20 protein-coding genes are annotated in these 15,060 nt (G+C 40.6%); 7 read left to right on the top strand and 13 right to left on the bottom strand.

Annotated elements, in window-relative coordinates; all coding sequences use genetic code 11:
* Positions 1-145 precede the first annotated feature (145 nt).
* Positions 146-1,732 carry a phosphoenolpyruvate carboxykinase (ATP) gene (gene pckA / locus ABVJ71_RS15845; RefSeq protein WP_353854866.1) on the top strand — a complete coding sequence of 529 codons (1,587 nt, stop codon included), beginning with the start codon at positions 146-148 and terminating at the stop codon, positions 1,730-1,732.
* A 32-nt stretch (positions 1,733-1,764) separates the two neighbouring features.
* Here pckA and ABVJ71_RS15840 read toward each other — a convergent pair whose 3' ends face one another.
* From ABVJ71_RS15840 to ABVJ71_RS15815, 6 genes are read right to left on the bottom strand one after another with little or no spacing between them, the layout of a single operon-like run.
* Positions 1,765-2,007: a DUF2584 domain-containing protein gene (locus tag ABVJ71_RS15840; protein WP_353854865.1), complete on the bottom strand. Its 243-nt coding sequence runs from the start codon at positions 2,005-2,007 to the stop codon at positions 1,765-1,767.
* Positions 2,008-2,046: 39 nt separating this feature from the next.
* The gene (locus ABVJ71_RS15835; protein WP_353854864.1) at positions 2,047-2,841 is read right to left on the bottom strand and encodes a prolyl oligopeptidase family serine peptidase; all 795 of its coding nucleotides are present in this window, start codon (positions 2,839-2,841) and stop codon (positions 2,047-2,049) included.
* Between the two features lie 26 nt (positions 2,842-2,867).
* On the bottom strand, positions 2,868-4,349 hold the full coding sequence (crtI, locus tag ABVJ71_RS15830) for a phytoene desaturase family protein (RefSeq protein WP_353854863.1): 1,482 nt from the start codon (positions 4,347-4,349) through the stop codon (positions 2,868-2,870).
* On the bottom strand, positions 4,346-5,476 hold the full coding sequence (locus ABVJ71_RS15825; RefSeq protein WP_353854862.1) for a glycosyltransferase: 1,131 nt from the start codon (positions 5,474-5,476) through the stop codon (positions 4,346-4,348). The genes crtI and ABVJ71_RS15825 overlap by 4 nt, the downstream gene beginning before the upstream one ends.
* Positions 5,461-6,207 (bottom strand): lysophospholipid acyltransferase family protein, encoded by a 747-nt coding sequence (locus tag ABVJ71_RS15820; protein ID WP_353854861.1) that lies wholly within the window; start codon positions 6,205-6,207, stop codon positions 5,461-5,463. Before ABVJ71_RS15820 ends, ABVJ71_RS15825 begins: the two co-directional genes overlap by 16 nt.
* Positions 6,176-6,904 (bottom strand): carotenoid biosynthesis protein, encoded by a 729-nt coding sequence (locus ABVJ71_RS15815; protein ID WP_353854860.1) that lies wholly within the window; start codon positions 6,902-6,904, stop codon positions 6,176-6,178. Before ABVJ71_RS15815 ends, ABVJ71_RS15820 begins: the two co-directional genes overlap by 32 nt.
* A 172-nt stretch (positions 6,905-7,076) precedes the next feature.
* Here ABVJ71_RS15815 and ABVJ71_RS15810 point away from each other — a divergent pair, with 172 nt between their 5' ends.
* From ABVJ71_RS15810 to ABVJ71_RS15800, 3 genes are read left to right on the top strand one after another with little or no spacing between them, the layout of a single operon-like run.
* A complete protein-coding gene (locus ABVJ71_RS15810) occupies positions 7,077-8,078 on the top strand; it encodes an ABC transporter substrate-binding protein (protein ID WP_353854859.1) in 1,002 nt (333 codons plus the stop codon).
* A gap of 16 nt (positions 8,079-8,094) precedes the next feature.
* Entirely contained in the window at positions 8,095-8,865 is a 771-nt protein-coding gene (locus ABVJ71_RS15805) for an ABC transporter ATP-binding protein (protein ID WP_353854858.1), read from the top strand.
* A 34-nt stretch (positions 8,866-8,899) separates the two neighbouring features.
* Complete coding sequence (locus tag ABVJ71_RS15800) at positions 8,900-9,646, top strand: ABC transporter permease (protein ID WP_353856712.1); 747 nt, start codon at positions 8,900-8,902, stop codon at positions 9,644-9,646.
* Positions 9,647-9,845: 199 nt separating this feature from the next.
* On the opposite strand, the gene ytkD is transcribed toward ABVJ71_RS15800, so the two are convergent.
* Positions 9,846-10,322, bottom strand: a complete 477-nt coding sequence (gene ytkD, locus ABVJ71_RS15795) for an RNA deprotection pyrophosphohydrolase (RefSeq protein ID WP_353854857.1) — start codon at positions 10,320-10,322, stop codon at positions 9,846-9,848.
* 416 nt (positions 10,323-10,738) lie between these two features.
* On the opposite strand from ytkD, the gene ABVJ71_RS15790 reads away from it, so the two are divergent.
* Both ABVJ71_RS15790 and ABVJ71_RS15785 read left to right on the top strand, forming a co-directional pair.
* Complete coding sequence (locus ABVJ71_RS15790) at positions 10,739-10,966, top strand: TerD family protein (RefSeq protein ID WP_353854856.1); 228 nt, start codon at positions 10,739-10,741, stop codon at positions 10,964-10,966.
* A 174-nt stretch (positions 10,967-11,140) separates the two neighbouring features.
* The gene (locus ABVJ71_RS15785) at positions 11,141-11,932 is read left to right on the top strand and encodes an AIM24 family protein (protein WP_353854855.1); all 792 of its coding nucleotides are present in this window, start codon (positions 11,141-11,143) and stop codon (positions 11,930-11,932) included.
* A gap of 167 nt (positions 11,933-12,099) precedes the next feature.
* Here ABVJ71_RS15785 and ABVJ71_RS15780 read toward each other — a convergent pair whose 3' ends face one another.
* From ABVJ71_RS15780 to ABVJ71_RS15765, 4 genes are all read right to left on the bottom strand, one after another.
* Positions 12,100-12,408 (bottom strand): hydrolase, encoded by a 309-nt coding sequence (locus ABVJ71_RS15780; RefSeq protein ID WP_353854854.1) that lies wholly within the window; start codon positions 12,406-12,408, stop codon positions 12,100-12,102.
* Between the two features lie 43 nt (positions 12,409-12,451).
* Positions 12,452-12,856, bottom strand: a complete 405-nt coding sequence (locus ABVJ71_RS15775; RefSeq protein WP_353854853.1) for a phage holin family protein — start codon at positions 12,854-12,856, stop codon at positions 12,452-12,454.
* 126 nt (positions 12,857-12,982) lie between these two features.
* Complete coding sequence (locus tag ABVJ71_RS15770; protein WP_353854852.1) at positions 12,983-13,174, bottom strand: hypothetical protein; 192 nt, start codon at positions 13,172-13,174, stop codon at positions 12,983-12,985.
* A 124-nt stretch (positions 13,175-13,298) separates the two neighbouring features.
* Positions 13,299-13,736, bottom strand: coding sequence for a Dps family protein (locus ABVJ71_RS15765; RefSeq protein WP_353854851.1), 438 nt, complete (start codon positions 13,734-13,736; stop codon positions 13,299-13,301).
* A 130-nt stretch (positions 13,737-13,866) separates the two neighbouring features.
* Between ABVJ71_RS15765 and ytzI the strand changes: the two genes are divergently transcribed.
* Positions 13,867-14,013 (top strand): YtzI protein, encoded by a 147-nt coding sequence (gene ytzI, locus ABVJ71_RS15760; RefSeq protein WP_353854850.1) that lies wholly within the window; start codon positions 13,867-13,869, stop codon positions 14,011-14,013.
* A gap of 8 nt (positions 14,014-14,021) precedes the next feature.
* Here the strand turns inward: ytzI and ABVJ71_RS15755 are convergent, their stop codons facing one another.
* Both ABVJ71_RS15755 and ABVJ71_RS15750 read right to left on the bottom strand, forming a co-directional pair.
* Positions 14,022-14,459 carry a FixH family protein gene (locus ABVJ71_RS15755; RefSeq protein ID WP_353854849.1) on the bottom strand — a complete coding sequence of 146 codons (438 nt, stop codon included), beginning with the start codon at positions 14,457-14,459 and terminating at the stop codon, positions 14,022-14,024.
* A 113-nt stretch (positions 14,460-14,572) separates the two neighbouring features.
* Positions 14,573-15,046 carry an S-ribosylhomocysteine lyase gene (locus ABVJ71_RS15750; protein WP_353854848.1) on the bottom strand — a complete coding sequence of 158 codons (474 nt, stop codon included), beginning with the start codon at positions 15,044-15,046 and terminating at the stop codon, positions 14,573-14,575.
* Positions 15,047-15,060: the final 14 nt, after the last annotated feature.

Genomic DNA, 15,060 nt, shown 5'->3' with positions numbered 1-15,060 from the left:
TCTTTATTAGCTTCACCAAAAAGCATATTTTCAAGGCAGATATGAAAAAACACACACAAAAATATTTAAATAGTATAGACTATTATTATCAATGTGTTATACTAATCAAAACAAACAAATTCAACGGTAAAGGAAGGGTTTTTTTATGAACTCAGTGGATTTAAAAGAAGATTTGCAGTCATTGCTCTCATTAGAAAATACGCATCAAAATTTATCTGTTCCGAAGCTTGTTGAAAAGATTTTGGCACGCAATGAAGGCGTTTTAACATCAACAGGAGCTGTCCGAGCCACAACAGGTGCGTATACTGGACGTTCTCCTAAAGATAAATTTATCGTAAAAGAAGAAAGCTCTGAGCATAAAATCGATTGGGGTCATGTGAACCAGCCTATCTCCAAGGATGCATTTGATCGTTTATACACAAAGGTTGTGTCATACTTAAGAGAACGTGATGAACTATTTGTATTTGAAGGGTTTGCCGGCGCTGACAAACGATACCGCATGCCGATTACAGTTGTAAACGAATTTGCATGGCATAACCTATTTGCAAAACAACTTTTTATCAGACCGGACGGTTCTACCCCATCATCAAATGAAAAGCCTTTTACCATCTTATCTGCCCCTCACTTTAAAGCAGACCCTGAAACAGATGGAACAAACTCTGAAACCTTTATTATCGTCTCTTTTGAAAAACGGACGATTCTAATTGGTGGAACTGAATATGCGGGTGAAATGAAGAAATCGATTTTCTCTGTGATGAACTATCTGCTTCCTGAACAAGATATCCTTTCCATGCACTGCTCAGCAAACGTTGGTCAAGAAGGTGATGTTGCATTATTCTTTGGTCTTTCTGGTACTGGGAAAACCACCCTTTCCGCAAGTGCAAGCCGCAAGTTGATCGGTGACGATGAGCATGGCTGGTCTGGAACAGGTGTCTTTAATATTGAAGGCGGGTGTTATGCAAAATGTGTGAACTTAAGTGAAGAAAAAGAACCACAAATTCACAAGGCGATCCGCTTCGGTTCAGTCCTTGAAAATGTTGTGCTCGATGAAGAAACGCGCGAAGCTGATTATGATAACACGTTCTTTACTGAAAATACACGTGCTGCATATCCAATCGAAATGATTGACAATATCGTCAAACCAAGTATCGCAGGTCATCCATCCGCTATTGTCTTTTTAACGGCTGATGCATTTGGCGTCTTGCCTCCAATCAGCCGGTTAACAAAAGAACAAGCAATGTATCATTTCTTAAGCGGTTATACTAGTAAACTAGCAGGAACGGAACGTGGTGTGACTTCACCAGAAACGACGTTCTCAACTTGCTTCGGTTCACCATTTTTACCACTTCCAGCTCACGTATATGCAGAAATGCTCGGCAAAAAAATTGATGAGCATGGTGCAAAAGTATTCCTTGTGAATACAGGTTGGACTGGTGGCGGCTATGGGTCGGGCAAACGAATGAATCTTGCACACACAAGAGCGATGGTTCAAGCAGCCATTGAAGGCGATCTTGACCATGCAGAAATGGTCACTGATGACATTTTTGGATTGCACATTCCGCTTCATATTCCTGGCGTGCCAGATGAAGTACTTCAACCAGCCAAAACATGGGCAGACCCTGAAGCATATCAAGAAAAAGCACGTTTCCTTGCCAATGAATTTAAAAAGAACTTCAAAAAATTCAGCCATGCAACAAGTGATATTGAAGCAAAAGGCGGACCACTCGTATAAACAGACGAAAGCTGAGGGAATCCTCAGCTTTTTTAATTCGTTGAATGTAATGAAATAAGGCGGTAAGTCACCTTTGTTACATTATCTGTCAGTTCTAGTTTTTCAACATGTGCTGTTCCTGTTTTTTCTCCGGCTTTCGTTTTCCGCAGCTCAAGCGGAATGTTTAACGGATAAATGCGGTACCCTTCCTTCATGAGCTCAAACACATTCTCTTCAATTCTTGTCTCTTTTCCTTTTGTGACAATCATTGTATTAAATTCAATAGGCATTCCCATAACGAAAATCCCCCTACTTTCTATATTTCTTTCTAGCATTTATTTTACCATATTTCCGCTTTTTCGGCTGTGCATCCATGTTGACAGCCGTCTGACAATCTCTCGGTTATGTTGCGGGGGGAAATAATGATTGTATCCGTGGAAATACCATGTCTCCACAGACTTTCCATGCTTACGTAATGCTTCCTCCAATAAATACGCATGCTCAATCGAAACATTTTGATCCTGTTCTCCATGAATAATTAAAACAGGTGCTTCGATTTGATCCACGACATTCAGGGGGGTTCTCACCTCGTATTCCTCTGGTACTTTATGTGGCGGACCGCCAATCACACGCTTCATCATTCTTCTCATATCAACACGTTCTTCATAAGTGAGCTTCATATCACTCACGCCTCCCCATGAAACAAAGGATGCGGCCTTCTCCTTCATTTCAACAGCCGTCCAAATCCCCATCATACCGCCACGAGAAAAGCCAAAAATATGGATACGGTCTTTTTTCACCTTAGGATGATGCTTCAAAAGCTGAAATGCAGCAAAAGCATCTTGCCTGTCCTCTCCTGCAAAATCTTCGTTGCCTTCGCCCCCCTGATTTCCGCGATAAAAAGGAGCAAACACAACAAAGCCTTGCGCTGCAAATTGCACGATTCTCCCTGGCCTGACCATCCCGACATTTTTAATGCCGCCTCTTAAATAGAGAAAGCCATCATAAGTGCCATCTTCTGTTGGTTCTGCGAGTAGCCCTTTTATCCGGAGTCCATCTGCCTTATACGTCACTGTGTATAAGTGAATATTCGGATGGGGTGAAGGAAACCTTCTTTTTTCCACAATCACTCGTTGTCTCTCCTTTTCATTCTTCGTTACTCGTATTGTCTCGTAATCGCTTCTGCGACTAGCTGTCCTGATTTTGTAACAATCGGGGTCCCGCCTCCCGGATGACTTGTCCCTCCTACAAACCAAAGCCCTTCAATATCCTTTGATTTATTATTGATTCGAAAGAACGCTTGCTTAAAAGAATTTGAGGACATGCCGTAAATGGCTCCTTGATAAGCGCCGGTTTTCTGTTGCAAGTCAAGCGGCGTTTGAACAGCCTCATACTCTACAAGCTGTTCAATATCAAAAAAACCTTTTTCCTTTAATTTTGTTTTGATATGCTGACGATATGTCTCCTTTAGCATGTCCCAATCTTGCTCTTTTGTCACATAAGGCGCATTTGCCAGTACAAAAAAGTTACTTCTATCTGTTCCCCCGCTCAAATCCGGTTCAGAATGGCCTGAATAGCAAATGTAAAGCGTCGGATCATTCGGCAATTGCTTTCGCTGGAAGATATCCTTGAATTCCTGCTCATAATTCTCAGGGAAGAACACATTATGATGAGAAAGCTGTTCATATACTTTAGGCACACCAAGTAAGAGGACAAAGCCAGATAAAGATGGCTCTATTTTCGACAGTTTTTGATTCAGATAACTCGGACGATCTTTTTCAGCGATTAGCTGCCGGTAGACGGTGAGCGCATCTGCTCCCGCAATGACTTGATCTGCTTCATACATTTTTTGACCCGTCTCAACTCCCTGGATACGCCGATCTGTTACATGAATTGTTTTCACTTGCTCGTTTACTTGAATCTGTACACCTAATTCCTTCGCCAATGTTTCAAAAGCTTCAACTAATCGATATGTACCGCCCTTCACCCCATAAATGCCCTTTTCCCCTTCTAAATACGCCATCATATTAAAAATCGCTGGTGCTTCATATGGTGATGAACCAATATATGTTGCATAACGCCCAAACATAGCCAGTGTATGGGGATGACGAAAATATTGACGCAGCAGCCGCTGAACGGATGTAAAAGGTTTAACAGCAAGAAATGCTTTCATCAACTTCATATCCGTCTTATCCTTCCATGTCAATAACAAACGATTTAAAAACTGATCCTCTGCTAATTGAAACAGCCTCTTTGATTCACGTAAAAATGCGCGATATTGCTTTGCATCCTCTGGACTAAATTGGGCAATTTGTGTTTCCATCTGCTCTATATGCGGCGTGAGCTCGACAGTATGACCATCTGAAAAAAAGTTTTTTGTAAGCGGGTAAATGGGATAAAATGTCACATAATCTTCCATTCGTCTATGACAGGCTGTGAATACCTCTTCAAAATACGCCTTCATCGTGATGGTACTTGGCCCCAAATCAAAAGAGTATCCTTCTCCTTTGTGGCGCTGTAACTTCCCGCCAAGAGCTGCTTCCTTTTCAAGAATGGTGACTTGAAACCCACTTGACTGCAGGCGAATTGCAGCCGATAATCCGCCTAGACCTCCACCAATGATGATGACTTTTTTCATTCATATCTTCTTCCCTTCCATACATATCCTTCTTTTTTCAGCCCGATCTTTATAGAGGCAATGCCAATGGCGATCAATGTAAGAATGCTAAGTGGTAATAAAAAAGCCATAGCGGACGTCCTGCCATTCTCTATATCAATCGCAGCTTTTATTGATACACCTAGTCCGTAGCAAAGAATGGCTAAACAGATGTTCGTAAAATCCACTTGGACAAGTGCGATCAGCAGACAAATGACTGGAGCCAAATAAAGTATGGTGTATAAGCAAAAGACACCACTTAATAAAGCAATATTCCGATTCACACCAGGAAATATGTTTTTGCGGTAGCCTTCCCATACTTCCTGTCCATTTTCATACATTCTCATATAAACAAATGGATGGATACTGGCAAGCGTAAACGGATACCCCATTTGCTTCACGCGTCTTGCAAGTGCCATATCATCTACAAGCGAATCTTTAATCGCTTCATGACCGCCAACTGCAAGATAACAGTCCTTTTCAATAGCAATAAAACCGCCATGAGCTGCTGCAAAATGAGGATTGTTGGATGTGCTTACCCACTTAACCGGTAGATGACAACCAATCGTAAACATCATCATTGGGACCACCAGATGCTCAAGGAAAGTGCCTGTTTTTTGCTCTGGGAAGCCTGAAAGCATCCCCGTTTTTTGAATACACAACTGCTTGTATACTGCCTCAACTGCTCCCGTCTTTAACCTCACATCTGCATCTAAAAATAGCAACCAATTAGACGACGCCTCCTCAGCTAACTGAAAACACGCATATGATTTACCAAGCCACCCCTGCGGTAATGATTTACCCGATTTCACATAAATCCATGGATACGTTTTTGCGTAACGTTCTGCGATGGCTCTTGTCTGATCCGTTGAATGATCATCAAGCACAATGAGCTCCTTCGGCAAAACACGCTGATTAACGATAGATTGAAGACAGGCTTCAATCCGTTTTTCCTCGTTTCTTGCTGGGATGAGAATCGACAATGATATATTCTCATCAGAAGAAGGAGAAGAAACTGGCTCCAAGGTAGGAAACTGCTTTACATTCCATATCGTAAAGATGAATTGACAGAGAAGAAAAACACAAATCACGATTAAGAAGATCGCCATGTTTTCACCCACTTTTTAAAGGAATCAAACACATCACTTGTTGAAAGACTTGTTCTCGTCATCTGCACAAATTCTTTGTTCGATGAAAAGTCTGGATCAGCAATGACATGTGCTTGATGCGTATTTAACTGGGTTTCAAGCAAATTTGACAACATATGAGTCACTTCCTTTTTCCGAAGTGACTCTCCAGATAAAACGGCATCTTCTCCGAACACGACTGATACCGTCGGTTTTTGAAATTGATTAAACGTATAATGCAAGGTCACAGGCTTTACCACGACCTTATCAAATTGTCTCACTAAAAAAGAAGCCCCGCCTTCCAGCTCAAGCGGTCTCGCATCTTGATGCATGATTTTTCCTTGTGGAAAAAGCCATACAGCAGCACCAGTCTCCATTTTGTCTTTTGCCGTCATCAATGCTTGTTTGACACTTTTAAGCTCCTCCTTATGAACTGGAAACGCACCAAGCTTACGGAAAAATTGATACTGCTTTAACTGCTTCTCCTCCATCATCATATAATGATCTAGATTAGAAACTTTTTCAGTTAAAAGAAAAATGATCAGTCCATCCCACCACGAGCTGTGATTTGCAATATAAAGAACAGGAAGCTTCTCCTTCGGATCAATCCTTCCTTTCAACATCAGACAGCGGAAATGCTTGTTTAGTAAGTATCGTTTGAGATATATATAAAAGACTCGTCTAAACGAACGGCTTTTGTCGCTTTCTTTCAAATTGAACCCTTCCTTCACACAAAATGACAATGACAAGCGCTAGATAAAAAATCACATCTAAGTCGCCCTTTAATGCTAGAAGACCGAAAAAAAGCACCATCGCCTGATAAATGCGACTCGTCCAGAGCAGTGCCTTTCGATCAATAGATACAAGCGGAAAAATAAAAGAGAGACTTGCCCCAATCATACCCCAGCTAACAAAATTCTCAAAAGGAATACCAAAAAAACCGCCACCATCATACCAAATCCAAAATTTCCGCTCAGCGGCAACTGGGTCTAATATGAGATCAAGTAGCACAATCCAAATGCCCGTTTCAATGGCTCGTTTCCATTTCGCATCTTGTCTAGATAAAAAAAGACTATTAAGAAAAACCCCTACCCATGCAAAGGCAATCGTTAATGGAACCCCTGCTACAAGAAAACCTAAGGTCGGATAGTAATCATAGGCACCAAACGGAAATCCTGTTTTGACCCCTACCCATTCAACCGTAAACGTCAGAAGCCCAACAATGGCTGCTTTTTTGACGACAATTCTCCAACGCCCATAAATATTCCGGCCTATCTCCATGACGCAACATGCGTACAAAACAAGAAATATACCGTTGGCAAACTGGAGCCATGCAGGGACTTTAAAAAACACCATTAATAAAAGACCAACAATATACCAGCCGACAAACACCCAACTAACTCTATACACCAAACCGCTCCTTTTTCTACCAAATGCAAGAAAAGCAATCATGCTTCCAGTATAGAAAAAAAGACACGTTCTATAAATATTAAATGCGCTTCCTTCTTCATCTAGGCACTCACCAAAACTCCTTTTTGACATACTTTAATTAGTGATCTAGAACAAAGGAGGCGAATTACTCTTGAATCGTTCCATCAAAGTGAGACTCGCATTCATATTCATAGTCCTGCTCTTTATTCCATTTGTCGCCTGTCAAAAAGAACAAGAGCAAACCGTACAAGTAGCCGAGGTCACTCATTCAGTGTTTTATGCCCCCCTTTACGTGGCATTATCAAAAGAATTCTTTCAGGAAGAACAGCTCGATGTTGTGGTTAAAACCACATGGGGTGGCGACAAAACCATGACTGCACTCTTATCTGGAGGCGCCAATATTGCCCTAACCGGATCTGAGTCCTCAATTTATGTTGAGTCACAAGGATCAAAAGACTCTGTCATCAACTTTGCACAGCTCACACAAACAGATGGCACATTTCTTGTCTCAAAAGAAAAAGTGACTCACTTCTCTTGGGATATGTTGAAAGGGAAAGAATTTCTCGGACAACGGAAAGGCGGCATGCCACAAATGGTTGGTGAATATGTCCTAAAAAAGGAAGGCATTGATACAAAAAAGGATGTACGCATGATTCAAAATATTGACTTCGCAAATATTTCCGGTGCCTTTTCCTCTGGAACTGGTGACTTTGTTCAGTTATTTGAGCCGGCTGCCTCCTTAATTGAAAAAGAGGGCAAAGGCTACATTACCGCCTCCTTTGGAGAAGCTTCTGGCAAAGTACCGTATACCACCTTCATGGCTAAAAAGAGTTACTTAGAAGAAAACAAAGAGACGGCAGAAGCCTTTACTCGTGCCATTTACAAAGCCCAACAATGGGTAGAAACAAAGAGTCCTGAAGAAATTGCCAAGACAATTCAATCCCATTTCCCTGATACGGAACTTGATATTTTAACGACAGCCATCAAACGCTACAAGCAGCAACAGTCATATGCCACAAATCCCCTTTTGAATGAAAAAGAGTGGAACAAATTACAAGAAATCATGAAGGCGAGCGGCGAATTGCTACAATATATTCCATACAAACAGCTTGTAGATCCATCCATTGCGAAGAAGGTCACAGACAACAAATAATATAAGGAGGTAGCACATGTCTTTCCTTCAAATTGACCATGTGACCCATACGTATTACTCTTTAAAAGAAAAAACAACGGCCATTCAGCACATCAATATGGACATCGCACAAGGTGAATTCATCTCATTTATCGGCCCTAGCGGCTGTGGAAAAACAACGTTGCTGTCTATTATCGCAGGGATTACTCCCCCCTCTGAAGGCCGAATTCTGATCGAAGGGAAGGAACCCAATCAAAAGGAGCACCAAATCGGCTATATGCTCCAGCAAGATTATTTATTCCCTTGGAAAACCATCAAAGAAAACGTCATTCTCGGTTTAAAAATTGCCAAACAAGATTCACATGAAGCCATCGAGACAGCACTTAGTTTATTGCCAAAACTTGGACTGCATCATGTGGAGTCGAAATACCCAAAGGAGCTGTCAGGAGGAATGAGACAACGTGCAGCACTTGCACGAACGCTTGCAGTTGATCCCGGACTCCTCTTACTAGATGAGCCATTCTCAGCACTAGACTATCAAACCAAACTGACTTTAGAAGACCTCGTTTTTCACACATTAAAAAACTATCAAAAAACTGCGGTACTCGTCACCCATGATATTGGAGAAGCCATTGCCATGAGTGATCGGATATACTTATTTTCAAAGCACCCCGGCTCTATCCAGCGGATTTTCACAGTTCCTGAAGACCTGAGAGCCCTCTCTCCGTTTGAAGCCAGACAGTCTTCAAACTTTCAAAAGCTCTTTCAAACCATTTGGAAGGAGCTGAAATCAGTTGAAGCACAGTGACCTTTTACATGAAGCGTATCGAAAAAAGCATCGCATGGATAAACGAATCACACGCCTGTATCAGCTCATCATTTTTGTTAGCTTCTTTTCACTTTGGGAGCTTGCCAGCCGTGTAAGGCTCATTGATCCGCTTATCTTTAGTTCACCATCTTCCGTCTGCCAGTTGTTTTTACAAAAAATATCAGATGGATCATTAATCAATCACATGAGTATTACTTTGTTTGAAACAGTCCTAGGATTTCTGCTTGGCACTTTTTGCGGCATTTTGCTTGCTGCCGCTTTATGGTGGTCACCCCGACTGGCTAATGTCCTTGATCCTTATTTAGTCATTTTAAACGCCATGCCAAAAGTCGCTCTCGCTCCTATCTTAATTGTTGCACTTGGTCCTGGCATGATCAGCATTGTGGCAATGGGAGCGATCATCAGTGTCATTATTACAACCATCGTCATTTACACAGCCTTTCAAGAAGTGGATGAAAATTATTTGAAAGTCATGAAAACATTTGGTGCGAATAAAAGAGTGGTCTTTCAGGAGGTTATGTTGCCTGCAAGTATTCCAACGATGATCTCCGCCATTAAAGTCAATGTTGGACTTTCATGGGTCGGTGTGATCGTGGGAGAATTTTTAGTTTCCTCTAAAGGTTTAGGTTACATGATCATTTACGGATTCCAAGTCTTTAACTTTACACTTGTATTTTTAAGTCTTTTCATCATCGCCATATTTGCCACCATTATGTACCAACTGGTCGAATGGCTCGAGCGCCGCTTCCTTCAAAAATAAAACAATCTGAAGCAATAAAACACCTTTAAGTTGAAAATCGGGGATAGAATACCTGAAAACAATTTGAAGGTGTTTTTTGTATGAAGATGCAAGCATAAAAGAAGAGGCTGTTCAAATGAAACAACCAGTCACCGAAAGAGTTTCGACAACTGGCTGTTTCATAAAGGTATTTTAATCCCTGTCTCAAAAATGGGATTTTTTAAGGAATAAAACCGTTATGTTTTAAATATTCCAGACTCTTCTTCAATACATCATCCTTCATAATAAAACTGAAATTTTTATTTTTTGCGATTGATCTTGGTAAGTCAGTGAAAAGAACGGGTCCTTTCGTTTCATAATACGTGTCTTGCTTCTCCAGCCTTTCAATATCAGCGAAATATATATTCTTGACAATGACCTTCTCTTTGCCAAGCACTTGATATTGCCCAATATACGTTAATTCACGAACAACAGCGCCCGTCTCTTCATGAATCTCCCGTATAGCGGCTTCGTCAGCTTCTTCATTCGGCTCCACTTTACCTCCTGGAAACTCAAAGCCTCGATCCTCATGTTCAGTCAGCAACCATTTCCCTTGGTAACGGCAAATGGCCCATACATGCTTAGGATGACTTGAAAAAGGCCTCTCTTCAAAAGAGAGCTTGACCGTATTATGGTAATAGTCTTTAAATACATGCATGTCAAATCCCTCATATCCTGCCTTTGTTCTTGTAAAACATCATACCATAGATCACATTTCTCTGAAGAATTTTTATCAAAAGTGAAACAAACGAGCGGTGCAATTTCGTCTGTATCTTCAATTAGGTATCTTGTTAAAACGTTTTTATCATCTCCATATCTATCCATTTTTAATCGTGGATCTTTAGGAAGCTGCATAAGGAACAAATAGGTCAAAACAAGAAAAAAACAGATCATCTGAAAAAGAAGCTGTCTCTCATGAGGTAACAAAGAAAAACTTATGAAAGGACAAAAGTTAGATGACGAAAATCAATCCAAACTTAGATCAAATCCACATTGGACTTGGCTGGGATGTATCGGGTCAGCCTATTGATTTATTTTGATGAAATCATGAGGACAAGCTTGTGTCTTTAAAGCATGATCTATGATCACCAACAACAATGTCTAGACGGTGCTGTTCGACATCTTGGGGATCATCAGATTGGTGTAAGCAATCGAGACAATGAAATGATCATTATGCAATTGAGCAGAGTCTCTCCTGATATTCATAAAATGATTATGACCGCAACCATTCATGATAAAGATCAGCGGGCGCATCACTTTGGAAATGTAACAAATGCATATGTACGCATTTCAACTCAATGATCACATCAGTAACAGAGAATTATTCTTATTGCACGTCCATCATTTGCGCTAAAATATCACGAGATCTTCATGAATGAAGAGTCACCGACATTGGACAAGGGACAACAATGAATTGAAAGGATTTATGCCACTTGTATCGATTTACATTTTGAAGCAGTAAAGGAGCAGGCACATATGGGATTTCATTTCAATACAATAGAGGAACTGACCTTACAAGCAGAAGGCAGCGGCATCTTTTTTGCCAAAAAAGGGGCTATGATTGCAGAACAAGGAACCTTCCAATATCGCAAACGATTACTGGGAACCAACAAAGGTAATATGGTCAGTCAAGTATTTAACCATATAAGCAGGAAATTAACAGGCGAAAACCTTGAAATGATGGAAGTAAGCGGGCAAGGTACTTGCTTTTTGGCTGATTCAAGTCAGCACGTAACGGTGATCAATCTCGAGCCCAGCGGTCCTTGGCAATATGTCTGTGTGGAAAGTGAGGATTTGCTTGCATTTACTGAGCAATGCCACTATGGAGTGACGCCAGTAGGGGTCGGTATTTTATCTCAAAAAGGACTGTTCACCTCAAAGCTCTCCTATCAGGAATATGGGGCACAAGTAGCGATTAAAACCACTGGGAATCCGCTTATTTTAAAAGCACCGTGCCGAGTAGACCCTGATGCCATTGTTGCATGGACAGGCAAAGCACCGAAAGTCAAATTAGATGTGAACTGGAAAACCTTCATTGGACAAACTTCTGGCGAGTCGTATTTATTTGAATTTCAAGAACCGGGTCAAATTGTCATGATTCAGCCATTTGAGCGAAAGTCCGGTGTACGGGTTGGAATTGATAATCATCACTACCAACCTCAACCCCAAAGCTCATCACATGAAATGACCAATTCAATTCAGACGCAACAAGAGAATAGGGGCGGCATCTCTGACCTTATCGGCGGCTTCTTACAACAACGTAAATAAAAGCATGTAGGAAAATCCACATATCCCAAATTGTTGACAAAGGGCTGAAACGATGTTTATTTTAGCCCTTTGTCTTCTTTTTAGTGTTCAAAAAACCCATTGAAGTCTAGGAAGGTGAGCACCAACATTCAAGACCTGACAACCAAATGCGAGGGTACACGCTTTTTTCAATTCATTAAACCATTTGTTTCAATAAAATTCTTTGTCTCTTCATTGCCAAGCTCATAGATCATTGAATAGATCTCTTTTCTTTTTCTGTCCATCTCATCATTTGGACTGTCATAATGATACTCAAGAAACGGAACATGCGCCCGAAAGAACCCTTTCCAATCTGACATATATTGTTCTTCAAAATATTCTCTCAACTGCAAAATTTGATCATCATCTGCTTGTATTTGAAACTGCCAAGCAGCCGCATCTCTGTGCTGTGATATGGACCCGTCTTGAACGGATACATAGTACGTATGTCTAGCCATCTGATTCATCCTTTTTCCTTTAGTATGACCAGATTTGTACAAATTACGGCTTTTTGCGCAATTTATTTTTAATCATTTCTAAAACATCAATAAATAACTGTGGAATTGGAATTCCTAGCGCACATGCTGTCGATACAATTTGATAAGATTCATAAGTGATATAAAAAATAATCGCTAAATCTTTGATTGTTCCGCTTGTCTGTAACATGACATCAAAGAAATGTGCCATTGAAATTAAAGAGAGCGTCACGATCTTTCGAACAAGCCGAGTGAAAAGCCGTTTCATTGTCAGCTGCCCTATCACAAACTCTCTTAGGCTTGAACAAATTAATTCAATACCCATAAGTGTCACTAGCATCATAAGTAAATATCCTGCTCCACCAAACAGAAAGCCCATTGCTGACAAACTGACTGTAAACAACGAAAAGATGTCCGAATCCTTGTTCACTTGGCATCAACATCCTTTCATAGTGGAACTCTTTACGTAAATAGTATATGCCGCTTCTTTTAAATAGCTTGGACGACTCAAAATAAAGGCAAAAAAGCCACCTCGTGAAAGGTGACTTTTTCTTCGTTAAATCCTGACATCAATCAATGCAGCATCTGAGTTTTTAGGTTGGACAGCATGTGGTTGCTGCTGCACTTGATCCAGCATCACCATTGCTTGCGCAGTGTTTGTAGCAAGCTGTGAATTAAGCAAACTCATGTTGAGCGTTTTTTGAATGCTGGCCACTTGCTGACTCATCATCCCTGAAATTGAGGACATATTCTCCCCTCCCTTCTCTTATCTCTTCGGCTCAAAGCCACGTGATTTCAATGGGCTGTCTGTCACAAAACAATAAAAAAAGAACGCCGATCTTTTTGTGATCGACATTCTTTGCATATGTTGCCTATCCTAAATATGCTTTTAACATCCAGTTATGCTTTTCAATGGATTGATGAATCGCCAAGAACATATCACCAGTAGTATCATCACCAACCTCTGCGGCTAGCTCCATCCCTTGCTTTAACTCCTCTGCAACATTTGAGAAGTCATTATATAGATTTTTCACCATTTGCTCAGGTGATTCGTTACCTTCAGCTTCTTGAATGCTAGAAATTTCTAAGCACGCTTTCATTGTAGCAACAGGTTTTCCATTTAACGCAAGCATACGCTCGGCCAAATCATCAATATATGTTGCCGCTTCAGTATATAATTCCTCGAATTTTTCATGGAGTGTAAAGAATTCTTTTCCTTTGACATACCAATGATAGTTATGTAACTTCACATAAAGCACAGTCCAATCTGCTACTTGTTTGTTGACGACGTTTAATAATTTCTCTGACATGTTGATTCCTCCTTATGTAGTTGAACGATTAGTATGAGAATACCCCTTTTTTATTATACTGAAACCTACCGTTAAATATTATTTTGCCTGTATGAAATATATGTTAATATGGAAATAAGGAGGGAGTTAGATGCTGTTACTTGGGATTATCAGCTTTATCATTATCTCAATTGTTTTATTTTTATCACTGTGGACAACATCGAAAGCTTATGATTATAAGCATAAAATCGATTCACCTCAAGAATCCGAACCAAACCATCGTCCTCACCCAAAATAAAATCACTTTCAATGATGTGAAGTTGTCTCATCTTCAGTAGATGGACTGTTTTTTTCAACCTGACCTACATTGATTTTTGTTTTCGGCATATGATGTTGCTGTTTAGCTGTCACGTGGACTTGTATCATATAAAGACCTTCTTGTTTGAAGCTTGTATGTAATTTATACACGCCATGACTCTCTTTCTTCGGCTGAATCATCTGGCTTTTTTCCTTGTCGCCATCTCTCCACACTTCAAACTGAACATCATCTGCATCGTCAACAGGCGTATGACCATATGTGACAGTTGCTTTTACTGTAACGCTTTCATTTTTCTCAACCTGCTCTGGTCCCGTTAGTTTTACTTCTAACATTTTAGGTACTTCCCCTTTGTCATTGCTCACTGCGGAGTTTCCACATGCATTAAGCAACAATAGCATAAGGATGATTCCCACCATTTTTCGCATCCGTGTTCCCTCCTTTTTTTGACTCACATGTCCATTTTAACAAATATCCCCTATTTCGGCACCATATGTTCTATTCCCATTAAAAAAACCGGACAATGTCCGGTTCACTCATGTTATCCAAATACTTTTAATAGCTCTTCTTGATCCTGAGAAAGCCAGAAACGCATCATCCGTTTTGCACCTTCAAGGTCATGAAGCTTCGCCTGACCGCATTGCTCTTCGTTCGCAGCAGGAATTTCTGTTACTTCAACAGCTTCCTTAAATGTTGCATCAAGTAGTTCAACAATCTCTTTTGGTGTTGGAGCGCCGCTCACCACTAAGTAATAGCCTGTTTGACAACCCATAGGAGAAATATCAATAATATCAAAATGATCATACTTCGCTGCATGTGTTCTGATGTTAAAAGCAAGTAAATGCTCTAATGTATGAATGGTATCAGGTTTCATGGCTTGCTTATTCGGCTGACAGAAACGTATATCAAATTTATTCACTTCACCATCTGACCCAACCTTATGAACGCCGCAATGACGAACGTATGGAGCTTTTACTGCATTATGGTCAAGTTCAAAGCTTTCTACTGAAGGCATTAATCACCACTCCT

Origin of the sequence: Bacillus sp. Bos-x628 (assembly GCF_040500475.1) — a bacterium.
Classification (GTDB): Bacteria; Bacillota; Bacilli; order Bacillales; family Bacillaceae; genus Bacillus; species Bacillus maqinnsis.
This window is presented reverse-complemented; position numbering and strand designations above follow the sequence as displayed.

What these genes read in the sequence shown, in the direction of transcription:
- ABVJ71_RS15755 (WP_353854849.1), bottom strand. Translation starts at nt 14,459, where the DNA reads ATGCGAAAAATGGTGGGAATCATCCTTATGCTATTGTTGCTTAATGCA.
- ABVJ71_RS15805 (WP_353854858.1), top strand. Translation starts at nt 8,095, where the DNA reads ATGTCTTTCCTTCAAATTGACCATGTGACCCATACGTATTACTCTTTA.
- ABVJ71_RS15750 (WP_353854848.1), bottom strand. Translation starts at nt 15,046, where the DNA reads ATGCCTTCAGTAGAAAGCTTTGAACTTGACCATAATGCAGTAAAAGCT.
- ABVJ71_RS15765 (WP_353854851.1), bottom strand. Translation starts at nt 13,736, where the DNA reads ATGTCAGAGAAATTATTAAACGTCGTCAACAAACAAGTAGCAGATTGG.
- crtI (WP_353854863.1), bottom strand. Translation starts at nt 4,349, where the DNA reads ATGAAAAAAGTCATCATCATTGGTGGAGGTCTAGGCGGATTATCGGCT.
- pckA (WP_353854866.1), top strand. Translation starts at nt 146, where the DNA reads ATGAACTCAGTGGATTTAAAAGAAGATTTGCAGTCATTGCTCTCATTA.
- ytzI (WP_353854850.1), top strand. Translation starts at nt 13,867, where the DNA reads ATGCTGTTACTTGGGATTATCAGCTTTATCATTATCTCAATTGTTTTA.
- ABVJ71_RS15790 (WP_353854856.1), top strand. Translation starts at nt 10,739, where the DNA reads ATGATCTATGATCACCAACAACAATGTCTAGACGGTGCTGTTCGACAT.
- ABVJ71_RS15800 (WP_353856712.1), top strand. Translation starts at nt 8,900, where the DNA reads ATGGATAAACGAATCACACGCCTGTATCAGCTCATCATTTTTGTTAGC.
- ytkD (WP_353854857.1), bottom strand. Translation starts at nt 10,322, where the DNA reads ATGCATGTATTTAAAGACTATTACCATAATACGGTCAAGCTCTCTTTT.
- ABVJ71_RS15770 (WP_353854852.1), bottom strand. Translation starts at nt 13,174, where the DNA reads ATGTCCTCAATTTCAGGGATGATGAGTCAGCAAGTGGCCAGCATTCAA.
- ABVJ71_RS15785 (WP_353854855.1), top strand. Translation starts at nt 11,141, where the DNA reads ATGGGATTTCATTTCAATACAATAGAGGAACTGACCTTACAAGCAGAA.
- ABVJ71_RS15840 (WP_353854865.1), bottom strand. Translation starts at nt 2,007, where the DNA reads ATGGGAATGCCTATTGAATTTAATACAATGATTGTCACAAAAGGAAAA.
- ABVJ71_RS15825 (WP_353854862.1), bottom strand. Translation starts at nt 5,476, where the DNA reads ATGGCGATCTTCTTAATCGTGATTTGTGTTTTTCTTCTCTGTCAATTC.
- ABVJ71_RS15780 (WP_353854854.1), bottom strand. Translation starts at nt 12,408, where the DNA reads ATGGCTAGACATACGTACTATGTATCCGTTCAAGACGGGTCCATATCA.